The organism is Corticimicrobacter sp. (assembly GCF_040137905.1).
Taxonomy (GTDB): Bacteria; Pseudomonadota; Gammaproteobacteria; order Burkholderiales; family Burkholderiaceae_B; genus Corticimicrobacter.
In genome coordinates, this window is the sequence record NZ_JBEFDG010000027.1 from 74,843 (window position 1) to 99,980 (window position 25,138).

General features: G+C 63.1%; 21 protein-coding genes and 1 tRNA gene. 12 read left to right on the top strand and 10 right to left on the bottom strand.

The window, feature by feature from the left end:
- Positions 1–2: 2 nt before the first annotated feature.
- The 8 genes from ABN482_RS04135 (at position 3) to ABN482_RS04170 (ending at position 9,368) form a co-directional block, all read left to right on the top strand.
- Positions 3–995, top strand: a complete 993-nt coding sequence (locus ABN482_RS04135; RefSeq protein WP_349502791.1) for a type II secretion system F family protein — start codon at positions 3–5, stop codon at positions 993–995.
- Positions 996–1,892, top strand: a complete 897-nt coding sequence (locus ABN482_RS04140) for a tetratricopeptide repeat protein (protein WP_349502792.1) — start codon at positions 996–998, stop codon at positions 1,890–1,892.
- Between the two features lie 24 nt (positions 1,893–1,916).
- Positions 1,917–2,339, top strand: coding sequence for a DUF3613 domain-containing protein (locus ABN482_RS04145; protein WP_349502793.1), 423 nt, complete (start codon positions 1,917–1,919; stop codon positions 2,337–2,339).
- On the top strand, positions 2,317–4,548 hold the full coding sequence (locus ABN482_RS04150) for a pilus assembly protein TadG-related protein (protein ID WP_349502794.1): 2,232 nt from the start codon (positions 2,317–2,319) through the stop codon (positions 4,546–4,548). The genes ABN482_RS04145 and ABN482_RS04150 overlap by 23 nt, the downstream gene beginning before the upstream one ends.
- A gap of 21 nt (positions 4,549–4,569) precedes the next feature.
- Positions 4,570–5,988: a sigma 54-interacting transcriptional regulator gene (locus tag ABN482_RS04155; RefSeq protein ID WP_349502795.1), complete on the top strand. Its 1,419-nt coding sequence runs from the start codon at positions 4,570–4,572 to the stop codon at positions 5,986–5,988.
- Between the two features lie 57 nt (positions 5,989–6,045).
- Positions 6,046–6,801, top strand: a complete 756-nt coding sequence (locus ABN482_RS04160; RefSeq protein WP_349502796.1) for a DUF2968 domain-containing protein — start codon at positions 6,046–6,048, stop codon at positions 6,799–6,801.
- Positions 6,802–7,275: 474 nt separating this feature from the next.
- Complete coding sequence (gene leuA, locus ABN482_RS04165) at positions 7,276–8,991, top strand: 2-isopropylmalate synthase (RefSeq protein ID WP_349502797.1); 1,716 nt, start codon at positions 7,276–7,278, stop codon at positions 8,989–8,991.
- 101 nt (positions 8,992–9,092) lie between these two features.
- Positions 9,093–9,368 carry a YkgJ family cysteine cluster protein gene (locus ABN482_RS04170; RefSeq protein ID WP_349502798.1) on the top strand — a complete coding sequence of 92 codons (276 nt, stop codon included), beginning with the start codon at positions 9,093–9,095 and terminating at the stop codon, positions 9,366–9,368.
- Here ABN482_RS04170 and ABN482_RS04175 read toward each other — a convergent pair whose 3' ends face one another.
- Positions 9,369–10,625, bottom strand: a complete 1,257-nt coding sequence (locus tag ABN482_RS04175; protein WP_349502799.1) for an MFS transporter — start codon at positions 10,623–10,625, stop codon at positions 9,369–9,371.
- Between the two features lie 318 nt (positions 10,626–10,943).
- Between ABN482_RS04175 and ABN482_RS04180 the strand changes: the two genes are divergently transcribed.
- The 3 genes from ABN482_RS04180 to ABN482_RS04190 all read left to right on the top strand — a co-directional run bounded on the left by ABN482_RS04180 (position 10,944) and on the right by ABN482_RS04190 (position 15,351).
- Complete coding sequence (locus ABN482_RS04180; protein WP_349502800.1) at positions 10,944–12,071, top strand: 5-methyltetrahydropteroyltriglutamate--homocysteine S-methyltransferase; 1,128 nt, start codon at positions 10,944–10,946, stop codon at positions 12,069–12,071.
- 359 nt (positions 12,072–12,430) lie between these two features.
- Positions 12,431–13,960, top strand: coding sequence for a DEAD/DEAH box helicase (locus ABN482_RS04185; RefSeq protein ID WP_349502801.1), 1,530 nt, complete (start codon positions 12,431–12,433; stop codon positions 13,958–13,960).
- Positions 13,961–14,130: 170 nt separating this feature from the next.
- The gene (locus ABN482_RS04190) at positions 14,131–15,351 is read left to right on the top strand and encodes a class I SAM-dependent methyltransferase (protein WP_349502802.1); all 1,221 of its coding nucleotides are present in this window, start codon (positions 14,131–14,133) and stop codon (positions 15,349–15,351) included.
- 18 nt (positions 15,352–15,369) lie between these two features.
- On the opposite strand, the gene ABN482_RS04195 is transcribed toward ABN482_RS04190, so the two are convergent.
- The 5 genes from ABN482_RS04195 to hemA form a co-directional block, all read right to left on the bottom strand.
- Entirely contained in the window at positions 15,370–15,939 is a 570-nt protein-coding gene (locus ABN482_RS04195; protein WP_349502803.1) for a UbiX family flavin prenyltransferase, read from the bottom strand.
- Complete coding sequence (gene grxD / locus ABN482_RS04200; protein WP_349502804.1) at positions 15,939–16,265, bottom strand: Grx4 family monothiol glutaredoxin; 327 nt, start codon at positions 16,263–16,265, stop codon at positions 15,939–15,941. The genes ABN482_RS04195 and grxD overlap by 1 nt, the downstream gene beginning before the upstream one ends.
- Positions 16,266–16,389: 124 nt before the next feature.
- Positions 16,390–17,241, bottom strand: coding sequence for a peptide chain release factor N(5)-glutamine methyltransferase (gene prmC / locus ABN482_RS04205; protein WP_502877232.1), 852 nt, complete (start codon positions 17,239–17,241; stop codon positions 16,390–16,392).
- A 50-nt stretch (positions 17,242–17,291) separates the two neighbouring features.
- Positions 17,292–18,371, bottom strand: a complete 1,080-nt coding sequence (prfA, locus tag ABN482_RS04210) for a peptide chain release factor 1 (protein ID WP_349502805.1) — start codon at positions 18,369–18,371, stop codon at positions 17,292–17,294.
- A 150-nt stretch (positions 18,372–18,521) separates the two neighbouring features.
- Positions 18,522–19,796, bottom strand: a complete 1,275-nt coding sequence (hemA, locus tag ABN482_RS04215; RefSeq protein WP_349502806.1) for a glutamyl-tRNA reductase — start codon at positions 19,794–19,796, stop codon at positions 18,522–18,524.
- A 294-nt stretch (positions 19,797–20,090) separates the two neighbouring features.
- On the opposite strand from hemA, the gene ABN482_RS04220 reads away from it, so the two are divergent.
- Positions 20,091–20,166: transfer RNA gene (locus ABN482_RS04220), tRNA-Phe, on the top strand.
- Between the two features lie 61 nt (positions 20,167–20,227).
- Here the strand turns inward: ABN482_RS04220 and mqo are convergent.
- From mqo to ABN482_RS04240, 4 genes are all read right to left on the bottom strand, one after another.
- Positions 20,228–21,943, bottom strand: a complete 1,716-nt coding sequence (mqo, locus tag ABN482_RS04225) for a malate dehydrogenase (quinone) (RefSeq protein ID WP_349502807.1) — start codon at positions 21,941–21,943, stop codon at positions 20,228–20,230.
- A gap of 140 nt (positions 21,944–22,083) precedes the next feature.
- The gene (locus ABN482_RS04230; RefSeq protein WP_349502808.1) at positions 22,084–23,571 is read right to left on the bottom strand and encodes a tripartite tricarboxylate transporter permease; all 1,488 of its coding nucleotides are present in this window, start codon (positions 23,569–23,571) and stop codon (positions 22,084–22,086) included.
- Entirely contained in the window at positions 23,571–24,080 is a 510-nt protein-coding gene (locus ABN482_RS04235; protein ID WP_349502809.1) for a tripartite tricarboxylate transporter TctB family protein, read from the bottom strand. Before ABN482_RS04235 ends, ABN482_RS04230 begins: the two co-directional genes overlap by 1 nt.
- On the bottom strand, positions 24,081–25,040 hold the full coding sequence (locus ABN482_RS04240; RefSeq protein ID WP_349502810.1) for a Bug family tripartite tricarboxylate transporter substrate binding protein: 960 nt from the start codon (positions 25,038–25,040) through the stop codon (positions 24,081–24,083). It abuts the gene before it with no gap.
- Positions 25,041–25,138 lie beyond the last annotated feature (98 nt).

A 25,138-nucleotide genomic window follows, 5' to 3' on the forward strand; every position in this document is an offset into this window, starting at 1 on the left:
ACATGGACTTCCTGAACCATCCCGCCATGCTCGCCGCGCTGGCTGTCGCCTGCCTGGCCATTGCCCTGCTGCTGGCCGGACTGGGGCTGCTGCAAAGACAGTGGCGGCAATGGCGGCTTGAGCGGGTCATGGATCGCACGCTGGACAGTCATCGGCACGCACGGCCGGCAGCAGCGGCCAGCACCGCACCACAGTCTCGCCTCGCCCATTTCATGGAAACCGTCACGACACTGGGCGGTCGCTGGGCACGCAGCCGCTTTGGCGACCTGTTGCTGCCGCACGAAGACAGACGATTGCTGGAACAGGGAGGCTTCGACCATCCTGCCCGCACCAAGGCCCTGTTCGTGTTCGGCCGGACTCTGCTGACACTGGGTCTGCCGCTGTTTTCCTGGCTGGCGGTGGGCCGTGTCAGCCTGATCGGCAGTGCGATACTGGGCCAGGCCGCCCTGCTGTTCGCCTGCTTTGCCCTCGGCTGGATGCTGCCCAAATGGCTACTGCTGCGTCATGTACGGGAACGGCGTGCCGCCGTCTCCCAGGAACTCCCCCTGCTGATAGACGGATTGCGGCTGCTGCAGGGCGTCGGTCTGTCGATGGATCAGAGCCTGCATGTCATCGTCGAGGATTTTGCGCCCGCCATGCCGGTACTGAGTCGAGAACTGCAACTGGCGCTGAACCAGTACGGCCATGGCCGTACCCGTGAGCAATCGCTGCAACGACTCGGCAGCGCCTTCGGCAACGACGACCTGGCCGCCCTGTGCCGCCTGATTGCACAGGTCGATCAGCACGGCGGCGCCGTCCAGGAGCCCCTGACACGATTCAGCGCCCGCCTGCGTGAACAGCGCAAGCTCGACCTGAAGGAAAAAATAGGCCACCAGACCGTCAAGATGACGGCCGTCATGGTGCTGACGCTCATGCCTGCACTCATCATTGTCACGGGTGGTGCCGGCTTCATTGCCATCATCCGCGGGCTGGCCCGTGTCACAGGAGGTCAGTGAATGACAGTCCGCTTGCCGCACACATTGCTGCTTTCATGCCTGATCGGCATATTCCTGTCCGGTTGCGGCATGTCGCAGGCCGAGAGTGCCTGGCAGTTCATGCAGGAGCAGCAGGAACAACAGGCTCAGATGCGCCGGCACGAATTCGACGAAGCCCGTCGGCAGGCCCAGGATACGCCCGCCATGCTGGTGCGCCTGATCCGGGAGAACCAGCAGCAAGGGCGCTATTTTGCGGCACTGGCCTATATCAATGTGCACCAGGCCCGGTTCGGCCGCACACCGGAACTGACGGCACTGGAAGCCGAATCGCTGCGCCGCACCGGGCAGATCGCGCCCAGCACGCAGGCCTACCAGGCTTTGCTGCGCACACCGCTGGCCGCCCAGGGCTGGCATGGCCTGGGCTTGCTGGCGGCAGGCAATGGTGACCTGATCCAGGCCATCGAGCATCTGGAGCGGGCGACCGGCATGGAGCCTGCCAATCCGGAAATGCTCAATGACCTGGGCTATGCCAGACTGGCTGCCGGAGATCCTGCCGGTGCCCGTCTGCCTTTGGGACAAGCCGCCGAACTGGCTCCGGACAATCCCGTATTCCTCAGCAACATGGCCATATTGCTGCTCATGCAGAACGATCCTGCAGCCGCCAGCAGACTGATGGACCAGGCCGGGCTGGCAGAAGACACGCGGCAGCATATCCAGGACACGGCAACGCGTCTGGAGCGCATGGTGAATCGTCCCGCCACCATTGCCACCGTAACACCGGCAACTGCGCCTGCCCCCCTCAATACCAGCCTGCCAGACACTGTATCTGGAGAGCCTGCCCAGCCGTCCACACCGCCTCAAAACACGGGCCTGGCACTGGGTTCACTGCTGGAACGCTTCTCCCGCCCCTCCCCCTGACCGCCTTGCCCCAGGAGAACAGACATGACTTGCGCCCCTTACAGACTACCGGCTGCCGCCCTGCTGGCAGCGCTCTGGCTCGGCCTTTCCGGCGTACAGCAGGTATACGCCCAGCCCTCCAATCAAAATCCAGAAAGCACAGGGCCTTCGGCCACTACCGGCACCAGTGCGCCCGAGCGTCCCGTGGTGCGTAGAATCGTCGCGCCAGGGCAGGCGGCAGACACTACGCAACCCGGTTCGGCCAGCGCAACGGTGGCAACACCGGGGCGTTCACCTGCCATCGGAGAAACGACACGACGCCTGCTGGCGGCGCAGGCCAACCCCGACCGGCCAGGGTCTCACCTGCCCATTCTGGGTGCCACGGCACAACTGAGCTGGCAACGCTATCTGGACAGTTTCCGCCAGCCACTGCCGGAATGGTTCGATGAGCGGCTCGAAAAAGACTGAGCCCTGCGCCATGAGGATCTCGCCACGGCCTGCCCGCACGGGCAATGCACACCATGGATACCAGCGCGGCTCAGTCCTGCTGCCGGCTGCAGCCTCGATCCTGGTGGGCCTGGTCCTGCTCGGCACGGCACACCTTGCCTACCTGTTCTACATGAAGCGGGAACTCCAGAACGCAGCCGATATGGCCGCACTGAGCGGCGTACAAATGTTGCGTCCGGCCCAGCCTGGCAATTGCGCTGCCGCGATCGAAACCGCCCAGGCAACCCTGGCGGCACAACCGGCCCTGCAGAACGCCGGTGACGTCGAAACCGATATTGCCTGCGGCGTATGGGATCCGACCACGCCCAGCACGGCCGTTGAACCGGCCCAGCAAGCGCTGCACTTCAGCCCGGCGGACAACGCCCCCGGTCAGGCCGTCTATGTATCGCTGCGCAGCAACATACCTGCTTTCGTACCGCTGATGCAGACTGCTGCCCTCCAGGCAAAAGCCATCGCCCGCCTCGAACCTGGCGAACCGCTGGCGGCCTTCAGTGTCAGCCCGCAGTTGCTGGCCCTGGACGACGGCCTGCTCACCAACCTGCTGGCCAGTATCGGCGCAGACCTGCGAGGCACCACTGTCGCCGATCGCAACGGCCTGGCCAACGTCATGCTGACACCGGCAGGCCTGCTTCAGGCTCTGGGCATAGCCCTGCCCGCAGACCTGACCGTCGCCAGCCTGAACGAACTGCTGGCACTCGATAGTGTGGCGCGGGTCGGCGGTGCCGAACTGCTGCGCGCCGCACTGGAACTCGCCCGCAACGGAGGCTCGAACCCAGCTCCCGGCAGCGAGCTGACAACAGTCCAGCTCTCCCTGCTGGAAAACCTGATCGATGCGCTGGTCGTCGCCGACCCCGTCATTCAGCTTGGCAGCCTCGCCAATGGCCCGCGCGGCCTGTTCGCCCACATCAACGCAGACGATCCGAATGCCGCCCTGAATACCAGGATATCGCTGGGCAGCATCGTCGACAGCGTGCTGGCCTTTGCGACACGAGAAAGGGCGATCGATGTGCCTGCCGAACTCAACCTGCTGGGCGTACTGCGTGGTTCCGTCAAGATCGGTATCATCGAGCCTCCCTCCATCGGTATAGGCGGAGCCGGTACGACGGCCTATGGAGCCCAGATCCGCGCCTTCGTCGAACTCTGCGCCAGCCTCGGCAATTGCTCGACAACCGGCGGCGGCATGGTCCCGGCAGGACTGCTCGACCTGGGCGTACACATCCCGATCGGACTGGAACTCGTCACCGGTCACGGTACGCTCGACAGCCTGTGCGAAGAATACGATGAGCAAGGCCAGGCGCTCGCCCGGATCACCGTCCAGGCCAGCCTGGCCAATGCCTGCATCGGCAACATCAGCGCCAGCGACGTTTTCTCGACCAGCTTCAGTTGTCGCACTCCGCTGGATAGCAAGGAGTTGCTGCGCCTGCGCCTGCTGGGCCACAACCTGCTGTCACTCAACACATCCATATCGGGCATCGCGCTGGAAGATGTCTCGACCGTCACCCTGGCAGCAGGCGAGACCGCCGATGTGCCGACAAACGGCAATGCACTGGCCATCGGCACGACCCTGGCCAACCTGACGGACGAACTGCTGGCCAGCCTGGCAGGAAAAACCCCGGCCAATGGTTCCGGCACCCGGCCTGGAGCACAGCAGATATGGAACGAAACCTTGGCCGAAGAAGGCTGCAACCCAGGCGATGACAAAGTTACGCGCCCATTTAATCGCCAGGAATACGAATGCCGGAAAATCGTCGAAACCAAGGCGCTGGAAAAGATCGAAACCGGCCTGAACGGGCTGATCGGCAATATCGTCGATAACCTGCTCAGGCTTGATCTACTGAACCTCGTCGGCGACCTGTTGGGGGACCTGCTAGGAGCCCTTCTTCCAACAGACAAATGTGCTGGCACCACGCTCAGCGGCATCCTTCCGATTTATTCCGGCACGGCATCCGGCTGTGTCGACAAGCTCAACAGCGTACTGCAGAAAACAAACAACCAGACCGGCGTGCCCTTGTTGCTGCAGATCGTGCTCGACATCCTGCGCGCGCCCCTGGATGCCCTGGGGCAGACCCTGGCCAACCTGCTGAACACCCTCGGCATCAACCTCGGTCAGGTCCGGACAGAACTGATCTCGCTCGAATGCGGTCGCCCGCGCGCGCAACTCGTGCACTGACAAAAAATGGACAAGCCCGGCATGAACGATACGCCACTCAACCAGGACTTCGATCTCTACATATGGGAGGGAAGCTCCGACCTGGCAGCCCGAGTCATGCGCTGCCTGGCTGATTTCGACATCAACCTCATCCGCGCCGATGCCGAACCCGAGCTGCTGCCTGCGCGTGATACCGGGCGCACCGCCATCGCGATTGTCTCTGCATCCGTCATGACAGACCCCCGTTTCCGGGGGCAGGACTGGCTGCGCGCCCAGGCCATTCCCGTGATCTGGGTCGCGGCCCACGACCGGGCGCAGGACCCCCGTTTTTTTCCGCCGGCCTATTCCAACACACTGCCCCTGCAGTTCAATGCAACAGACCTGCGCGCCCTGCTGTTTCGTCTGGCCGGTATCGCACAGGCCACCCTGCGGCCGGCACCTGCACGGCCCTTGCCACTGGTCACCGGCTCTCCGATCATGCAATCCGTGATCGACGAAGCCAGGATGTACGCTGCCTGCGACAACAACGTGCTGGTACACGGAGCCACCGGCGTCGGCAAGGAACGCATCGCCCGGCTGCTGCACGACGCCTCGCATCGCGCAGCAGGGCCGTTCATCGCCGTCAACTGCGGAGCCATCCCCGATGGGCTTTTCGAAGCCCATTTCTTCGGTCATGCCAAGGGAGCCTTCACCGGCGCAGCCGGCTCGCACAAGGGCTACTTCGAGCAGGCGCATGGCGGCACCCTGTTTCTCGACGAGATCGGCGACCTGCCCCTGCACCAGCAGGTCAAGCTGTTGCGGGTACTGGAACAGAATACCGTCACGCGGCTGGGGGCCACGCAGGAAATCATCGTCGATTTCCGGCTGGTATCGGCCACCCACGTAGACCTGCCTGCACAGGTCGCCACCGGACGCTTCCGGGAAGACCTGTACTACCGGCTGGCCGTCATCGAACTGGACATCCCCGATCTTGATGCCCGTGGGCCGGCCGAGAAGGTACTGTTGTTCCGTACCCTCGTGCGCCACATCCTGGAGAACGCCGACGAACCGCCTGCCTGGCTGACCGAGCGTATCGCCAACATGGCATTCCCTGGCAACGTGCGCCAACTCGCCAATCTGGCCGAGCGCATTTCCCTGGTGCGTCGCCTGTGCGGCCTCTGGGATGATGACAGGCTGGAGCGTGCACTGCGACAGGCCATGCAGGCAACCGCGCCATCGCGTACGCCGTTGCGCCTGTCGCAGATTGCCTCGACCAGCATGCCCGGTCTGAGCGAAGCCGATGTCATCGAACGTGAACGCATCCTGCAAGCCCTGGTGCAGCACGGCTGGCGACGCCAGGCCACGGCCGACACACTGGGCATCAGCCGCAAATCACTGTGGGAAAGAATGCGCCGGCTCATGATCGAAGACAAAGAGACCGAAGACAGGGAGACTGTCGATAGCCCTGCTGAATCAGAGTGATTTATGTATCATCTTGCTTTCAGGTGTTTCCAACCACGATATCTCGGGATTTCCGGCATGAAAAACCACGGCATCCGCCCGGCGCTGCTCGCCCTGGCCATCATCAGCATTCCCCTGGGCGGCTGCGCCCAGGCACAGGACAGCCGCCCGGCTGATGCGCCTGTAGTACGCCAGGTCGACAGCGCGGCTACGCCTGATACCGGCGGCAGCACGACCGAAGTCGTTGCGCAGCAGGATACGGCAGCACCGGTCCTCGCCCAGCCTGAGATCCGCACCCCGGCCGCCGAGCATACCCTGGCCAACGAACTGCAACGCCTCATCCAGGCCGGCCAGGTGCACGAATTGCGCACGGCCTACAACGGCCAATTCGGTGCCAGCCTGCTGTTCCAGCCCGCCGACCTGCGCTATTACGTTGCGCTGTTCCAACAGAAGAATTTCTGGCGCGTGATCCGCACCGATGATTTTGCACAGGCCGAAAACACCTACCGCAATTTCAGCCGGCAAACCGTCGAACTGGCCCAGCCCGACATCGAGCGCATCCGCTTCGAGGCCGAATACGCCCACACCGAGCGGCAACTGGCAGCCAGCAGCACCGAACTCAGCAATCTGCAGAATGACCTGGCCACGCAGCGCCTGCAGGAGCGCAGCATCGCCGCCCAGCAGGCCCAGGCTCGCCAGGAGGCAGATCGTCTGAATAGCCAGCAACAGGAAGCCCGCCAGCAACTGCGGGCACTGCAACGCCAGATCGAAGCGCTGGAAGCCCAGCAGAATGCCGATACCGCGGCCAGCGGCAACCGCGCGAACCGGAAATGATGTAGCCAGCCACAGCAGCACAGCCCCACACTTGCCGCCCAGGAAGCAGTGGGGCAACCGACGACAAAAAATACCCCACGCTTGTCGCTACGCTCCGGCGCTGCCCCCAAGGGGTGCTTTTTGTCCGGGGGGCGACCCGGCAACAAAAAACTTGCCTGACAGCCTGCTTTGTGGTTGACTATCGCCTTATGAACAAGCCAGCGATCCTCTCCATCGACACCCGTGCGCATGCAGCCGCACGGGCTGGCTTGCGTGCCACCGCCGCACAACTGCTATCCCTATCCCTAGCGATCGGGGGCCGGGCCTAGTGCCCTGTGGCAGTCCGGCCACCCCGTCTTGCCACGCGTCTTTTCATTCCCCGATTTCGTTTTATCGCCTGCACACACAGGCTCCGCCATGGTGGTCGTGCGCCGTCCCATCCAGACGTGATGCGCGCCCTGCCATTGCCGGTCTTACCATCTGACTGAGGTTCCCATGCTCGCCCATCCGGAGAAAAAGTACATCCCCTTCCAGCCGTTCGCACAGGACTACGCCGAACGCACCTGGCCCAGCCGCCGCATCAGCCATCCGCCCATCTGGATGAGCACCGACCTGCGCGACGGTAACCAGGCGCTGATCGAACCGATGAGCGTCGAGCGCAAGCTGCGCTTCTTCGACCAGTTGATCCGGATCGGCTTCAAGGAAATCGAGGTCGGCTTTCCCTCCGCCTCGCAGACCGACTTCGATTTCGTGCGTCGGCTGGTCGATGAAAAGCGCATTCCCGACGATGTCACCATCATTGTCCTGACCCAGGCCCGCGAAGACCTGATCGCCCGCACTGTCGAGTCCGTCGCCGGTGCCCGGCAGGCCATGGTTCACATGTACAACGCCGTGGCCCCCGCCTTCCGCCGCATCGTCTTCAACATGAGCAAGGACGAAGTCAGGCAGATTGCTGTCCAGGGCACGCAGTGGGTCAAGCAGTACACCAGCCGCCACCCCGAAACCCAATGGCGCTATGAGTACTCGCCCGAAGTCTTCAGCACCGCCGAGCCCGAGTTCGCACTCGAGGTCTGCAACGCCGTCGGCAAGACCTGGGGAGCCACGCCCGACAACAAGATTGTCTACAACCTGCCGGCCACCATCGAGGCCACGACGCCCAATCTCTATGCGGACCAGATCGAGTGGATGCACCGCAACCTCGACAACCGCGACAGCGTCATCCTCAGCGTGCATCCCCACAACGACCGGGGCACCGCCGTGGCAGCCGCCGAGTTCGCCATGATGGCCGGAGCCGACCGTGTCGAGGGCTGCCTGTTCGGCAGCGGTGAACGCACCGGCAACGTCGACCTCGTCACACTGGCGCTCAACCTGTACACCCAGGGCATCCATCCCGGCCTCGACTTCTCCGACATCGACGAAGTCCGCCGCTGCGCCGAGTACTGCAACCAGTTGCCGGTACACCCGCGCCATCCCTATGCCGGTGATCTGGTCTTCACCGCGTTCTCCGGTTCGCACCAGGACGCCATCAAGAAAGGCTTTGCCAAACAGGATCCCGACGGCGTCTGGGAAGTTCCCTACCTGCCCATCGATCCTGCCGACCTGGGCCGCAGCTACGATGCCGTGATCCGCGTCAACAGCCAGTCGGGCAAGGGCGGCGTGTCCTACCTGCTCGAACAGGAGCACGGCCTGGTCCTGCCGCGTCGCCTGCAGATCGAATTCAGCCGCGCCATCCAGAAGGTGTCCGACGAAACCGGCCGCGAAGTCACGGCCGAGAATGTCTACGATGTATTCCAGAGCGAATACCTGGGCCAGCATGCCCCCTGGAAGCTGATCCGCCACCGCATCGCCGGCACGCCGGAAGCGGGCGAAGGCCGCCAGTTCCGCATTGAAGTCGATCTCGAGCACGACGGCCAGCCGGTCACCGTCACCGGCGAAGGCGACGGTGCCATCTCGGCCTTCGTCGCAGCCCTGAACCTGCCCATCCGCATCATGGACTACCATGAACATGCCATCGGCACCGGTGCCGACACACGCGCCGCCAGCTATGTCGAGCTGCGCCTGGGCGAATCGGCCACCGGCTTCGGCGTGGGCGTGAACCGCGATATCGTGACGGCATCGTTCCACGCCGTACTGAGCGCCGTCAACCGCCACCTGGGCCAGGAAACCACCGACGCAGACATCGCCGCCACGGCAGATGCCTCGGCGGCCTGAGCGCCCCAGATGACTGTTCCCGGTGTTCCTGGCGCAACCCGCGCCCCGACACCCGCCGATGCCTTGCGCCACAAGCGCAAAGCGCATCGGGCCGTCAGCCCATGAACGCGACCGCGCCCCTGTCCTGCCGCGATGACTGCGGCGCGTGCTGCATCGCCCCGTCGATTACCAGCCCGATCCCCGGCATGCCTGACGGCAAGCCCGCTGGCGTGCGCTGCATCCAGCTCGACGCCAGCCATCGCTGCCTGATCTTCGGTCAGCCAGAACGGCCCGCCTTCTGTGGCGGCCTCCAGCCTGCGACCGACATGTGTGGGCCGCATCGCGAATACGCCATCCGATGGCTCGGTGATCTGGAGCGGGCCACCGCGCCAGCCTGATCAGCGCTGCCCGCGCAGCATCCACGCCCCTGCCGCAGCCAGCAGCAGCGGCGCGCCCAGCGCCATATAGTAAGCCGGCCGAGTCCACTCGGCGGCAATCATCAGGCCGGCCAGATACGGCCCGGCCGTGGCCCCCAGGCGGCCGATCCCCAGCGCCAGCCCGGTGCCCGTCGTGCGCACTTCGGGCGGAAACACGGCTGGAGCCAGCGCATACAGGCCGACAATGCTGCCATTGGTAAAGAAACCGATCAGGGCGGCCAGCGCCAGCAAGAGCGGCAGCGGTCCGGCAATCCAGCCGAATCCTGCCACGCAGACAAAGCCCGCCAACAGGCTGACGGCCGTCAGCCTGCCCAGCCCCCGCCGATTGGCCTGCCAGCCCAGCCACAGGCCACCCGCCACCCCACCCAGATTCATGATGACGGCACCCGAGATGCCTGCGCCCACCGGCAGCCCCAGGCTGACCAGGATCTTGGGCGTCCAGTTGAGCAGAAAATAGAACGACACCATCAGGGCAAAATAGCTGCCACAGATCAGCAATGTCGGACGCCACAGGCTCGGGCCGAACACATCCCACAGCCGTGCAGGGCGTTGTCGCGCAGGCGCGGGCGGCAGCACATCCTGCGCCGGCAGACCCATCCGTCCCAGCACGTCATTGAGCCGCACCAGCGCATTGCGCGGCCGGCGGGTCAGCAGGAAATCCAGCGACTCCGGCATGTAACGCCAGACCAGCGGCAGCATCAGCAACGATGCCGCCCCCCCTGACACGAACACGCTGCGCCAGCCGATATGCTCGATCAGATAGACCGACATCAGCCCGCCCAGGACCGCACCGATCGGATAGCCGACTGCCATGCAACTGATCGCCAGGCTGCGCCGCCGCAGCGACGAGAACTCGGCCACCACCGTATTGATCGCCGCCAGGACGCCGCCCATGCCCAGCCCGGTGTAGACCCGCAGCCAGGCCAGTTCCTCCAGCCCGCGTGCCCAGGCCGAGGCCAGCATGCCGCTGGCCAGGATCGCCAGACACACCAGAATGATGACGCGCCGTCCGAACACATCGGCAAGCGGTGAAATAACCAGGGAGCCAACCACCATCCCGGCCAGGCCGGAACTGAAAAGCACACCCAACTGGGCCGGTGCCAGCCCCCACTCATGCGAAATCGTCGGGCCGACAAAGGCGACCGACAGCACGTCGAAACCATCGATCATGCTGATCATGACGCAAATCGAGACCGCCATGATCTGGAACGGGCTCATGGCACCTTGCTGCACTGTCTGTCTGATATCCATAACCCGGAAAGATCTGCCATGTACGACGCTGAACAAGAAGCCGCGCCGACCAATCAAAAAAGAACACCCTGGAGGGGTGAAGCGAAGAAAAACTCATTAACCATGAGGAAAATTCATATTTAATATGAAATAAACTCAATGAAATATCATTTTCAATCATAGACATACGTCAAAACTGCCTATATTCATGCTGATTGAGGCGGCATTATAATGAGCCGTTCGCAACTTTTCTGCCAGCCCGTCTTTTCCGTCCGGAATAGACCTCGGCAGCACCCGGAGTCCCGCTTGACCACCCCACACAATCCCCCCTTCCGCGCCGAACATGTCGGCAGTTTCCTGCGTCCTGCCTACCTGCTCGAAGCCCGCGAGCGCTTTGCACGCCATGAGATCGATGCCGCCGCGCTGCGCAGTGTCGAAGACCGGGCCATCGCCGAAATCGTCGCCTTCCAGGAAGACCTGGGGCTCAAGAGCATCACCGACGGAGAATTCCGCCGCACCTACTTCCACGTCGATTTCCTGCGCCAGCTGGGTGGTGTCGAGAGCGCCGAGCCTGTCACCATCATCCGTCCCGATGGTAGCCAGGAACTGGCTCCGCCGGTGATGCGCGTGGTCGACAAGGTGCGCCATGTGCGCGACATCCAGCGCGCCGACTTCGATTTCCTGCAGAGTGTCATCAAGCCCGGCCAGGGCAGCGTCGCCAAGGTCACCATCCCGTCGCCCACCATGCTGCATTTCCGAGGCGGACGCGCCGGCATCAGTGCCACGCACTATCCCGAACTCGATCCGGCCTTCTACGACGACGTCGCCCAGGCCTATGCAGCAGAACTGGCCAGCCTGGCGGCTGCCGGTTGCACCTACGTGCAGCTCGACGACACCAACCTGGCCTACCTGTGCGACGAAAAAATGCGCGAGGCGGCCCGCCAGCGCGGCGACGATCCCAATGAGCTGCCACACCGCTACGCCCACTTTATCAACAAGGTCGTGGCACTCAAGCCGGCCGGCATGACCCTGGGCATGCATCTGTGCCGCGGCAACTTCCGCAGCACGCACGCAGCGTCCGGCAACTACGAGCCCGTTGCCGAAGCCCTGCTGGCCGAAATGGACCTGGATGCCTATTTCCTCGAATACGACGATGACCGCTCGGGTGATTTCCGTCCGCTGCGTTTCCTGCCCAAGGGCAAGGTCGCGGTCCTGGGCCTGATCACATCCAAATTCGGCACACTGGAATCGGCCGACGCCATCAAGCGCCGCATCGACGAAGCGGCGCAATATGCACCGCTGGAGCAACTGGCCCTGTCGCCGCAATGCGGCTTCAGCAGCACCGTGCACGGCAACGATATCGCCGTCGCAGACCAGCGCAGGAAGCTCGAACTGGTCGTCAAGGTGGCCCGCGAGGTCTGGGGCGACGCCTGACCACTCGGCCAGCCAAATATCCCGCATCACTGCCCCCAGCAAGGAAGGGCAGTGATGCGTGGACACGACAATCAGGGCCGCATCAGTAGAAAACCACCATGAATCGACAATTTTGATAGCGACATGGTAGAATCCCGGATTGCCTGAACAAACATCACATTGTTCAACAGGATAGAGCAAGATACTGCACTGGTTGCCAAGCCGGCAAATTCGCAGCATCACTCTTTCGGTAAATGCGCAGCACCCTGCTGCCCCCATCGCTCCCTGACCTTTTTCCTGACGCCTGCTGCACTGTGCGGGCGCACACGGTTGATCCGGTCGGCACGATGATCGATAACCCGTGTGATAAAAGGAACACCATGTCTTTTGAAGACCTGGGGCTGGCCCCTGTATTGCTTTCCGCATTGCGTGAAGCTGGTTTCACTACCCCTACCTCCGTGCAGCAGGCATCGATTCCGCCCGCGCTCGAAGGTCATGACCTGATGGTCTCGTCCCAAACCGGCAGCGGCAAGACCGCCGCCTTCATGCTGCCCGCACTGCAGCGCATCTCCCAGAAGCCCGCCAATGGCGGCAAGGGCGTGCAAGTGCTGGTGCTGACCCCCACCCGCGAACTGGCACTGCAGGTTCACGCTGCTACCCAGAACTACGGCAAGAATCTGCCCGGCCTGCGCTGCACGACCGCCGTCGGCGGCATGCCCTATGGCGCGCAACTGCGTGCCCTGTCCAAGCGCGTGGACGTGCTGGTTGCCACGCCCGGCCGCCTGATCGACCACCTGCAATCGCGCCGCGTCGACCTGTCGTCGGTACACACCCTGGTGCTGGACGAAGCCGACCGCATGCTCGACATGGGCTTCATCGAAGACATCGAAAGCATCGTCGAGCGTACGCCCGCCGCACGCCAGACACTGCTGTTCTCGGCCACGCTGGACGGCACCGTGGCGCGCCTGGCCCAGAAGATGATGCGCGATCCGCAACGCATCGATATCTCCAACCAGCGCCAGCAACACACCAACATCACCCAGAGCGTGCTGTTCGCCGATGACCACAGCCACAAGATGCGCCTGCTGGATCACCTGCTGCGCGACGTCGACATGAGCCAGGCCATTGTCTTTACCGCCACCAAGCGCGGTGCCGACGATCTGGCCGACAAGCTGGCCGAACAGGGCTTTGCAGCAGCAGCCCTGCACGGCGACATGAACCAGCGCCAGCGCACCCGCACGCTGACCCAGTTGCAACGTGGCCAGCTCCGTATCCTGGTCGCCACCGATGTGGCGGCCCGCGGCATCGACGTGCAAGGCATCAGCCACGCCATCAACTATGACCTGCCCATGCAGGCCGAGGACTACGTACACCGCATCGGCCGTACCGGCCGGGCCGGTCGTGATGGCCTGGCCTTCACGCTGGCCATTCATGCAGAGCGTCACAAGGTACGCCGCATCGAACAGTACATCGGCCGGCCGATTCCTCCGCAGACCATTGAAGGCCTGGAGCCGCGTGCAGCCGCACGCCCATCCGGCCCGCGCAGCGGCAAGCCGCGCCCCGGCGGCCGTCCTGGCCAGGGTCGCCCCGGCAAGCCCTATGGCGAGCGCAGCTTCAGTGACCGCGCGCCGTCGAGCCGGCCTTTCGGCGACTCCCCCCGCGGCGGTCCGCGCCTTCCTGATGCAGCAGAACTGGGCGACAGCGCACCCCGACACAGCAAGCCCGGCCATGACCGTGACAATCGCTACGGCGACAAGCCTGCCGCTCGCCAGGGAGATCGTCCCGGTGGGTTTTCACGTCCAGGCAAGCCCGGTGCTCCCCGCCGCGCCGATGGCCAGGCACCGGATCGTCGCGCAAGCAAGCCGGCAGTGCGCCGCGAAGGCAGCCGCAGCCCGCGTCCGGCACACTAAGCATCCAGCCCGCAACAGGGGGCAACACCCCCTTTCGGGTGGCAATGCAGCCATCGCCTGACACCATGCCGGTCCCACACCAGGGGCCGGCATTTTTTTGTCTCGGTCTACAATGACACCCGACATCCAGGGGCGCAACGGCGCCCGGCCAGACAACCGCCAGGCACTTCATGCACCGTTCTTCGCCGCACTCCGCTCCACATCCATCCCTGCCCGCTGCCGATCCCGATGCGCTGGCTCACAGCGAACGCCTGTCTGCCCACCTGCGCGCGCAGATTCGGCACAACGATGGCTGGCTACCCTTTGATCAATGGATGGAACAGGCTCTGTATGCGCCCGGACTGGGCTACTACGCAGCTGGCAGCGCCAAGCTTTCGCCGGGATCTTCCAGCCCGCAGATTACGGCAGGTGACTTCATCACCGCCCCTGAGTTGAGCCCGTTCTTTGGCCGGACGCTGGCACGCGAAGCCGCCCGCATCCTGGCAGCTTGCGACAGTCTGCATATACTCGAGTTCGGTGCTGGCACAGGCCGGCTGGCCGAAGACGTCCTGACCGAACTGCATCACCTGGGCATGTCGGTACGCTATTCGATACTGGAAATCTCGGCCGACCTGCGCCAGCGCCAACAGGCACGGCTGGCCCCCTGGCAGGATCAGGTGCAATGGCTGGACGCACTGCCCGACGCCTTCAACGGCTGCGTGCTGGCCAATGAAGTCCTGGATGCCATGCCGGTCAAGATCGTCGGCTGGGCCGCCGACGGCGAAGATCTGTCCACACCGGTACAACCCGTCGAATACGGGATTGCTCTTGACGAAGCAGAAGCCTTCATCTGGCAAGCCAGACCGGCGCAGGCAACGCTGGCAGCAATCATCGAACAACGGCTGCTGCCCTATCCCGGCTACCGCACCGAGATCAACCTGCAGGCCGAAGCCTGGATCGGCCAGATGGGACGCTGGCTGCAGCGTGGCGCAGCGCTATTGATCGACTACGGCTTCCCTCAGCACGAGTATTATCATCCACAGCGCGCCAGTGGCACCCTCATGTGCCATTATCGGCATCACGCCCATCCCGATCCATTGCCGCTGCCAGGGTTGCAGGACATCACGGCGCATGTGGATTTCACCGCCATGGCCGATGCCGCCCTCCATGCCGGACTGGATGTGTCCGGCTATACCTCGCAGGGACGTTTCCTGATGAATGCGGGTCTGCCCGAACTGCTGTCCGAACTCAATCCTCGCGAAACTGCGCTCTATGCACAAGCCATCGGCCCGGTGCAGAAGCTGCTGGGCGAGGCCGAGATGGGGGAGTTGTTCAAGGTGCTGGCACTGAGCCGGGGATTGCCTGCGCCGCTGCAGGGCTTCATGCGAGGTGACCGGCGCCACACGCTCTGACCACGCGGGCGCACGTCTTCAAATGGTGCCGGTCCACTCCGGGCCAGCCACCTTGATACCCACGAGGTCCAATGCCTTGGCGACGGTATGATCCACCATCTCCTCAATGGAAGAAGGCCGGTAATAGAAAGCCGGCAAGGGTGGGAACACAATACCCCCCATTTCCGTGACTGCGGTCATGTTGCGCAGATGTGCCAGGTTGAACGGCGTCTCGCGCACCATCAGCACCAACCGGCGCCGCTCCTTGAGCGTGACATCGGCCGCCCGCGTCAACAGGTTGTCGGACAGGCCATGGGCAATGGCTGCCAGGGTTCGCATCGAGCACGGCACCACAATCATGCCATCGGTATGAAATCCTCCGCTGGCCAGCGCAGCCCCCACGTCGCGCACGCTATAGACATGATCGGCCAGCGCATGAATCTCCTGGCGCGACATGTCCAGCTCATGCCGGATATTGAGCACGCCCGATGCCGACACCACCAGATGGGTTTCGACATCGGTCTGGGCGCGCAACACTTGCAGCATGCGCACGGCATGGATCGCACCCGTGGCACCGCTGATCCCGACGACCAGCCTGCGCGCAGACATCAGGCCGTGGCTCCGGCCTCGTCGAGCAAGGTCTTGAGCTCGCCGTTTTCGCTCATTTCGCCCATGATATCGGCACCGCCAATGAACTCGCCCTTGACGTAGAGCTGCGGAATCGTGGGCCAGTTCGAGAACGTCTTGATGCCGTTGCGGACTTCTTCATCCTCGAGCACATTGACCGTAATCAGCTGCTTGACGCCACAGGACTTGAGAATCTGAATGGCCCGGCCAGAAAAGCCACACTGGGGAAACTGCGCCGTCCCCTTCATGAACAGCACGACAGGGTGGTCGGTCACGGTCTTGCGGATGAAATCCTGAATTTCGCTCATTGCTTGTACCTCATGTATCCAATGTCTGTTGAAAAACCAACGGATTAGTGTAAACCCGTCTGAACCGCTGTGGCGGCAATCCCCTACGCCGCCTGCGTATTGCTCCGGCAGTCACGATACGGCATCACAAACGTCCGCCTGAAATCCGTTCTGTGCCGGCCAGGTCGCACCGGCTACTCACCTCGGCAAATCCATGCGCCTGCAGCAATGCCCTGACCGCCGGTGCCTGGTCCCAGCCATGTTCGAGCCAAAGCCAGCCGCCCGGCCTGAGCCATGCGCCTGCCCCCTGCACAATTGCACACAAGTCCCGCAGGCCATCGGCACCATCCGTCAGCGCCGTGGCAGGCTCGAAACGCAGATCGCCCAGCACCAGATGCGGATCTTCGCAAGCAATATACGGCGGATTGGAGACGATCAGATCGAAGCCCGGCTCCACATCGGCCAGCGCCGCATACCAGTCACCCTGTCGCCACTGCACCGCTGCACCCAGCCGTTCGCCATTGCGTCGGGCCACCGCCAATGCAGCATTGCTGGCATCGCTGGCATGGACGACCGCCCCCGGGCACGCCAGCGCCAACGATATGGCAATCGCGCCACTGCCCGTTCCCATATCAAGCACCCGGACGCCGGAGCGATCGCGGATGATGTCCAGCGCCGTTTCTACCAGCGTCTCGGTATCAGGACGAGGAATCAGCACATCCGGGGTAACCTCGAACACCCATCCCATGAATTCACGCTCGCCCAGCAGGTAGGCCATGGGTTCACCCGCCTCGCGTCGCCGCACCCAACCCAGGAACAGTTGCACGGCAGCCTCGGGCAAAGGCTCGTCATCATGAGCCAGCAGCCAGGCGCGCGGCCGGCGCAAAGCCTGCTCCAGCAGCATGCGCGTTTCCAGACGAGGCAGGCGACAGGATGCGGTCAGCGATCGCACGGTCGACATCGCCACCTCGTCATCCGCGGCACCACGGCCCGACATGGCTGCCGCACCGGCATCCCCACCCCGAGGCGTATCGGCAACCATTTCACTCACTCCAGACTCAACGCAGCCAATTGCTCGGCCTGGTGCTCGGCGATCAGGGTGCGGATCAGCTCACTCATGTCGCCATCCATGATCTGCTGCAATTTGTAGAGCGTCAGGTTGATCCGATGATCGGTCAGTCGCCCCTGCGGAAAATTGTAGGTCCGGATGCGCTCGGAGCGATCCCCCGACCCCACCAGACTCTTGCGCTGCGCGGCCTCCTTGCTCTGGCGTTCGCGCTGCTCCTTGTCCTTGAGCCGCGCAGCCAGCACCTGCATGGCCTTGTCGCGGTTGCGATGCTGCGAGCGATCATCCTGGCATTCCACCACCAGCCCCGTCGGCAAGTGGGTGATGCGCACGGCCGAATCCGTCTTGTTGACGTGCTGCCCTCCCGCGCCGCTGGCCCGGAAGGTATCGATCCGCAGGTCATTGGTATTGATCACGATGTCGCTGGCCTCATCGGCCTCGGGCATCACGGCCACCGTGCAGGCCGAAGTATGGATACGCCCCTGCGACTCGGTCGCCGGCACGCGCTGCACCCGGTGCGCGCCCGACTCGAACTTGAGCTGACCATAGACGCCCTCGCCATCGAGGCGCACGATCACTTCCCGATAGCCACCCAGCTCGGAAGGACTTTCCGACATCAGTTCGACACGCCAGCCCTGCTGCTCTGCGTAGCGTGTGTACATGCGCAGCAGGTCACCAGAGAACAGGGCACTCTCATCGCCGCCCGTGCCGGCCCGGATTTCCAGGAACACGCCGCGTCCATCATCAGGATCGCGCGGCAGCAACAGGATCTGCAGCTCACTGTCGAGCTGCTCCAGACGTTCGCGTCCAGCCAGCAGCTCTTCCTGCGCCATGTCCTTCAATTCAGGATCTTCCAGCATCTCCTGGGCAGCCACGATATCCGCCTCGGCGCAAGTGAATGCCTGGTAGCCCATCACCACCGGCTCCAGTTCGGCCCGTTCGCGCGATATCTTGCGAAAGCGGTTCATATCGTCGGCCGCATCAGGCTCGGCCAGCAACACATCGATTTCCAGCAGGCGGTTCGACAGTTGCTCCAGCCGGTTGCGCATGGATGCTTTCATGTTTCGGGTCTCCGTCGCGGCGGCGACGGGAGCCGGCGACCAGGCAAAATGGTAAAGGCGGAGAACTGTGCAAGCGCCGTCGCGTCCCGTCCACGGCCGGCGCACAGTCATGCGCGCAGCGCATACTGTACTGCGGGTCGGACAGCGGCGCTAACGGCGTTGGTCGAGCGGGGGAAACAGGCGCGGCAGCATGGCCAGCAGTTGCTGGCGCTCGGTATCGCTGCCGTGATGCAGCGCAGCCAGCGGGCCGTGCATGTATTTCTGGGTCAGGCCATAGGCCAGTTGCTCCAGCACAGCCTCTGCATCGTCGCCACGCGCCAAGGCGCGGCGGGCACGATCCAGTTCGAACTGGCGCAGATCGTCGACAGAGCGATGCAGATCCACAATCGCTGGCACAGCAGCACGGGCCTGCAGCCAGTGCATGAAGTTGAGCACCCGCGTCTCGATAATGGCTTCGGCCTGCACCACGGCCGCCTTGCGGGCATCGGCACCACTCTGGACCAGGCGGCCCAGATCATCGACCGAATAGAGGTAAACATCGTCGAGCCGCGCCACTTCGGGCTCGATATCCCGCGGCACGGCCAGATCGACCATGACAATCGGCTTGCGCCGCCGCATGCTGGTGGCGCGCTCGACCATGCCCAGCCCCAGGATGGGCAGCGAACTGGCCGTACAGGACACCACCACGTCGTACTCGGCCAGCCGCTCGGGCAGATCCGACAGACGCATGGTATCGGCATTGAACCGGTTGGCCAGTTGCTCGGCACGCTCAAGCGTGCGGTTGGCCACCATCATGGCCTGCGGGCGCTGGGCCGCGAAGTGCGTGGCACAGAGTTCGATCATCTCGCCCGCACCGATGAACAGGGTGCGTGTTTCGCTCAGGTCGCCGAACACACGCTCGGCCAGCCGCACGGCAGCCGCAGCCATGGATACCGAATGCGCACCAATGGCGGTCTGTGAGCGGACTTCCTTGGCAACGGAAAACGTACGCTGGAACAACTGATGCAGCAGCGTACCCAACGTGCCAGCCTCGCCTGCGACACGCACGGCATCTTTCATCTGTCCCAGAATCTGCGGCTCGCCCAGCACCATCGAGTCCAGCCCGCTGGCGACGCGAAAAGCATGGCGCACGGTTTCGTCGCCGCTGTGGCGGTACAGGTGAGGCTGCAGGCTGCCGGCATCGAGACTGTTGAACTCGGCCAGCCAGAGCGGCACTTTTTCTACGGCATGGGACTCGGCCGCACAGTAGATCTCGGTGCGGTTGCAGGTCGACAGGATGGCTGCCTCGCGCACTGCACCGCCAAAGGCCGCACGCAGGCCTGCCAATGCCGGCTTGATGACATCAAGGGGCACGGACACCTTCTCGCGCACCGAGACGGGTGCCGATACATGGTTGAGACCAAGACTGAGAACCTGGACGGACATAGCTTGCAGCGATTGCGAGTTTGAAAGCAATATTTTCTATAGATTATAGACCGCTTGACAGTTTATGGAAATTCATGCATTTGAAGGAAAACCGTTCTCAAATGCACGCATCCACCGTCACCGTGATGATACGTGCCTCGCGTGCTTTATCTGTTGATCTGTCACAACCCTTGGCGTCTTGGCAGTGCATTCCGAATCCCTGCCCACACTACCTTGCGACATCGGATCCGGCTTTTCTTCAAAATCCATTTGACAGAATCGAAGAATGCAGTTTATTATTCCGCTTCTTCGCGTGGCCTTGTAGCTCAGTCGGTAGAGCAGAGGATTGAAAATCCTTGTGTCGGTGGTTCGATTCCGCCCAAGGCCACCACAGATTAAACGCCCAGCTGCTGCCAGCTGGGCGTTTTCATTTCCGCCCCATCCTGTCATGCCTACAAGGCCTGCAGCTCGGTTGCCTGATGACCGGGACGCCCGCCAGCCGCTGACGACGCATCTCCAGCCGTACTGCTATCCGGGCCGGCAGCGGTGCCATCGCTTGCTCCTCCTGTTGGCACGTCAAGATACGGCAACTGCAGTGCCTGGCTCGTTGCCCTGCGGATTTCGTTGGTCAAGGCAGCACTGTCGTTGATCTTGCGCCCGTAGGAGGGAATGATCTCGGTCAGGCGTGTTTTCCAGCGCGCCTCGAACTGCTCCGGGAATGCCTGGGACAACACCCTCAGCATGATGGGTGGCGAGGTCGAGGCACCAGGGGATGCGCCCAGCAGCGCAGCGATGGTATGGTCGCGATCGGCCACGACCTCGGTGCCGAACTGCAACACGGTTCCCTGCTCCGGATCCCGCTTGATCACCTGTACCCGCTGGCCTGCCGTCACCAATCGCCAGTCTTCGGGACGCGCCTGAGGATAATACTTGAGCAACTCGGCCTGTCGATCGGTGTCCGACAGCATGGCCTGCCCCATCAGGTAACTGACCAGATCCAGGTTATCGAGACCCACGCGCAACATGCCACCCAGGTTATCGTGATTGACCGACGAAAACAGATCAAACCATGACCCTTCCTTGAGGAACTTGGTGCTGTACAGCGCGAATGGTCCGAACAGAACCACGGGCTTGCCATCGAGCTTGCGGGCATCGAGATGTGGTACCGACATCGGCGGCGAGCCCGTTTCGGCGCGACCGTAGGCTTTCACATCGTGGCGTCCGGCGATATCCGGCGCATCGAATGCCAGGAACTGCCCGCCCACAGGAAAGCCGGCGTAATTGCGTGCCTCGGGGATGCCCGACATCTGCAGCAGCTTCAGTGAAGCACCACCCGCACCAATGAATACGAAGCGCGACTTGATCGTACTCTCCTGCCCCGTTTCCAGATCCCGCACGGTCACGTTCCAGGTCTTGTCGTCGTTCTGGCGCAGGGCCGTCACTTCGTGTGCAAGGCCCAGGTGAAAGTTCGGGTTGCGTTGCAGTGCCTGGGTCAATTGCGTAGCGATCACCCCGAAGTTCACGTCCGTGCCCAGCGGCATATAAGTCGCGGCCACTTTCTGCGCCGGGTCGCGCCCCTCGATCAGCAGGGGTGCCCATTGGCGAATCTGCTCGGGATCCTCGGAGTACTGCATGCCATAGAACAGCGGATGACGCACCAGCGCCGTGTGACGCTTGCGCAGGTACGCGATGTTCTCGTCACCCCAGACGAAGCTCATGTGCGGCGTCGGGTTGATGAAATCGGGTGGCGACGGCAAGCGTCCCTGCTCGGCCTGATGCGCCCAGAACTGTCGCGACACCTCGAATTGCTCGGCAATGTCGACGGCCCGACCGGTTTCGATGGAACCATCCGGAGCCTCGGGTGTGTAGTTCAGTTCGGCAAATCCGGAATGCCCCGTACCGGCATTGTTCCAGCCATTGGAACTCTCGAGTGCAACCTCATCGAGCCGCTCGAACATGTATACCTGCCAGTCCGGTTCCAACTCCTGGAGATAGGTTGCCAGCGTCACGCTCATGATGCCACCACCAATCAGCACGGCATCGACAGGCTCCTCGTTGCTGGCCGGCGGCACAGACCGTTCGTAAAGCGGCCAGTAGAGAAACAGGCCGAAAGCCAGCACAGCCACGGAAACGGTACCTGCCAGATATTTGATCAGTTTTCTGCGCATATGCACCTCGCCAAGGATAAGATTTTTCAATCCAACATATAGCCACGATAGTATCTTTGACAGATGCATCTTGCCCGCATACCCACTGGGCAAGCAAGGTTACGGCCCGCCAAACACCCCCGCGCACAAGACGGCAGAAATCAGGCTGATGTTCGCAGGCGGCGCAAAATAATGGGCACGAAGAGGGACAGCAACGCCAGCGACAGGAAGATCATCGAGACAGGCGTCTCGACCAGCACGGAGAGCCGTCCCTGCCCGGCAGCCAGGGCCGTGCGAAGCTGGTTCTCGGCCAGCGGCACCAGGATCAGTCCAATCAGCAGCGGCGGGATCGGAAAACCATAGACCCGCATCGCATAGCTGAGCAAGCCCAGCACCGCCATCAGACCCAGGTCGAATACCGACCCGGAAACACCCCAGATACCCATCATCGCAAATACCAGGATACCGGCATACAGTTGCGGCTTGGGGATATACAACAGCCGCACCCACAGGCCGACCAGCGGCAGGTTCAACACCAGCAGCATGAAGTTGCCGATGTAAAGGGATGCAATCAGCCCCCATACCAATTCAGGGTTGCCGGTAAACAGGAACGGGCCTGGCTGCAGGCCGTAGTTCTGGAATGCTGCCAGCAGAATGGCGGCCGTCGCCGAGGTCGGCAATCCCAGCGTCAGCAACGGCACCAGGATGCCGGCGGCGGCGGCATTGTTGGCCGCCTCGGGTCCCGCTACGCCTTCGATGGCCCCTTTGCCGAACTCGTCCTTGTGACGCGACAGCTTCTTTTCCAGGGAATAGGACAACATGGTCGGTATTTCCGAACCGCTGCCCGGGATGGCTCCCATGGGAAAGCCAATCGCCGTGCCACGCAACCAGGGCTTCCAGGATCGACGCCATTCTTCCCGTGTCATCCAGGCCTTGCCCTTGATCGGGATGATTTTCTCCTGCCCGTGCGAATAGCGGCTGGCCACGTACAGGATTTCGCCCACGGCAAAGACCGATACCAGCACCACCGTCAGTTCCACGCCATCAAGCAAGTCGGCCATACCGAACGTCATGCGCGGCTGCCCCGTCATGGCGTCGATGCCGATCACCCCCAGCGCCAGGCCGATGAACAGGGAAACGAAGCCACGTACACGCGAAGCGCCCATCACGACGGCCACCGAAGTGAACGCCAGCACCGTCAGGGCAAAATAATCGGCAGGCTTGAGCACGAATGCCAGTTCTGCCACTACGGGAGCGGCGAACGTCAACAACAGGGTCGCAATCGTACCCGCCACAAAGGAACCGATGGCAGCCGTCGCCAGTGCGGCCGCGCCTCGACCGGCACGCGCCATCTTGTTGCCTTCCAGCGCGGTCATCATCGAACCGGCCTCGCCCGGCGTATTGATCAGGATCGAAGTGGTCGAACCGCCATACATGGCCCCGTAGAGCACCCCGGCAAACATGATGAACGCCGAGACCGGGCCCACCGAGATGGTGACCGGCAACAGCAACGCAATGGTCAGCGCCGGGCCGATGCCCGGCAGTATCCCGATCGCCGTGCCCAGTACCGATCCCAGGAATGCCCACATCAGGTTGGCCGGTGTCAGCGCCACCTCGAAACCCTGCAGCAACAAGCCCAGCGTATCCATCACAGCCCCGCCAGCGGCAGGAAGCCGCCCAGTTGCAAGCCCAGCCAGCCGAACAGAAACCAGCTGATCGTCCCCAGGCCAAAGCCAGTTGCCAGGTCAAGCAAGACATGCCTCGAACCGAAGGCACGCGCCACCAGCATGAACGACAGCATCGCCGTCACCGGCAACCCAAATGGCTCCATGGTCAGCGCCGGCAGCACCGCTGCCAGCAAGGCCGTGCAGAAGGCACGCCAGTCCATGGGGCGACCGGCTTCGGCATTTTCGGCATCCTGGGGTTCGAACACCTCACCCTGCGCAATCTGCACCAGCAGCATGATCCCCAGCGCCATCAGCCCCAGGCCGATCACCACGCCGAACATGCCCGGCCCTATGCCTGCGTAGCGAGCCGTCAGCGGCAAGTCCGACGCAGCATAGGCGCAGATGCCGCCCATCAGGATCACGGCCAGCCCCAGCCACCAGGGCCGCCTGCGCAATACGGGCGTGCCGCCACCGCGCTCTGCCGCCGGCACCTATTGCTCCGCCAGGCCGGCGTCCTTGAGGACCTGGTTGATCCGCTCGCTCTCGGCCTGGATAAAGGCACCGAACGCATCACCGGCCAGGAAATAGTCATCCCATCCCTGCCGGGCCAACACTGCGCGCCATGCCTCGCTGCCGTTGAGGCGAGTGAATCGCTCGATCCACTCCTGGCGGTTGGCCTCTGGCATATCGACGGCACCGAGAATGCCGCGCCAGTTTGCAATCTCGACGTCGTAACCGGCCTCCCTGAAGGTCGGCACATCCTCCAGGCCCTTCATGCGTTCGGCCGTGGTAATGCCAAGAATCCGGATACGTCCGCTGTCGGCAAACTGCCGGAACTCCGAAATCCCCGAAATACCGGCCTTCAGGGTGCCGTTGACAATACCCGTCACGGTATCTGCACCGCCGGCCTGCGGAATGTAATTCAGCGCCGGCACCGACGCTCCGGCGCTCTGCGCCAGCAGCGCCAGCGCAATGTGATCCACTCCGCCAGCCGAACCACCGCCCACGGGCGTCCCGCCCGGATCGCGCTTGAGTGCCTCCGCAAAATCGGCCAGGGTGCCATACGGAGAGTCGGCCTTGACAGCCAGCACCAGATACTCGGCAGTCAACCGCGCAATCGGTGCAAACTTGTCCAATTCGACAGGAGAATGATTGAGCGTGATCGCACCCACCGTGATCGCGCCGAACACGGCCAGGGCATCTGCCTTGCCCTTCTGTACGCGCTGGAACTCTGCCAGCCCGATGGTGCCGCCGGCCCCGCCACGATTGGAGAAATTGACCGTACCAGTATAGATGCCGGCCTGGTTCATGGCCTGAAACGCCTGCCGTCCGGTGGCATCCCAGCCCCCGCCAGGATTGGCCGGCAGCATGACGCTGACCTGCGCCTGGGCCGTACCGACGCACAGCACGGCCGTGGCCGCCAGCACCTTGAGAATATGGCTGATCCGCATCGCTTGTGTCTCCTCACTCAAGGCCAACAGGTCAGGCCGTCGGCCAGCATGTTTTTATATATTGTTGAATGTTCCGCAGAACATGCCACCCAGATTAT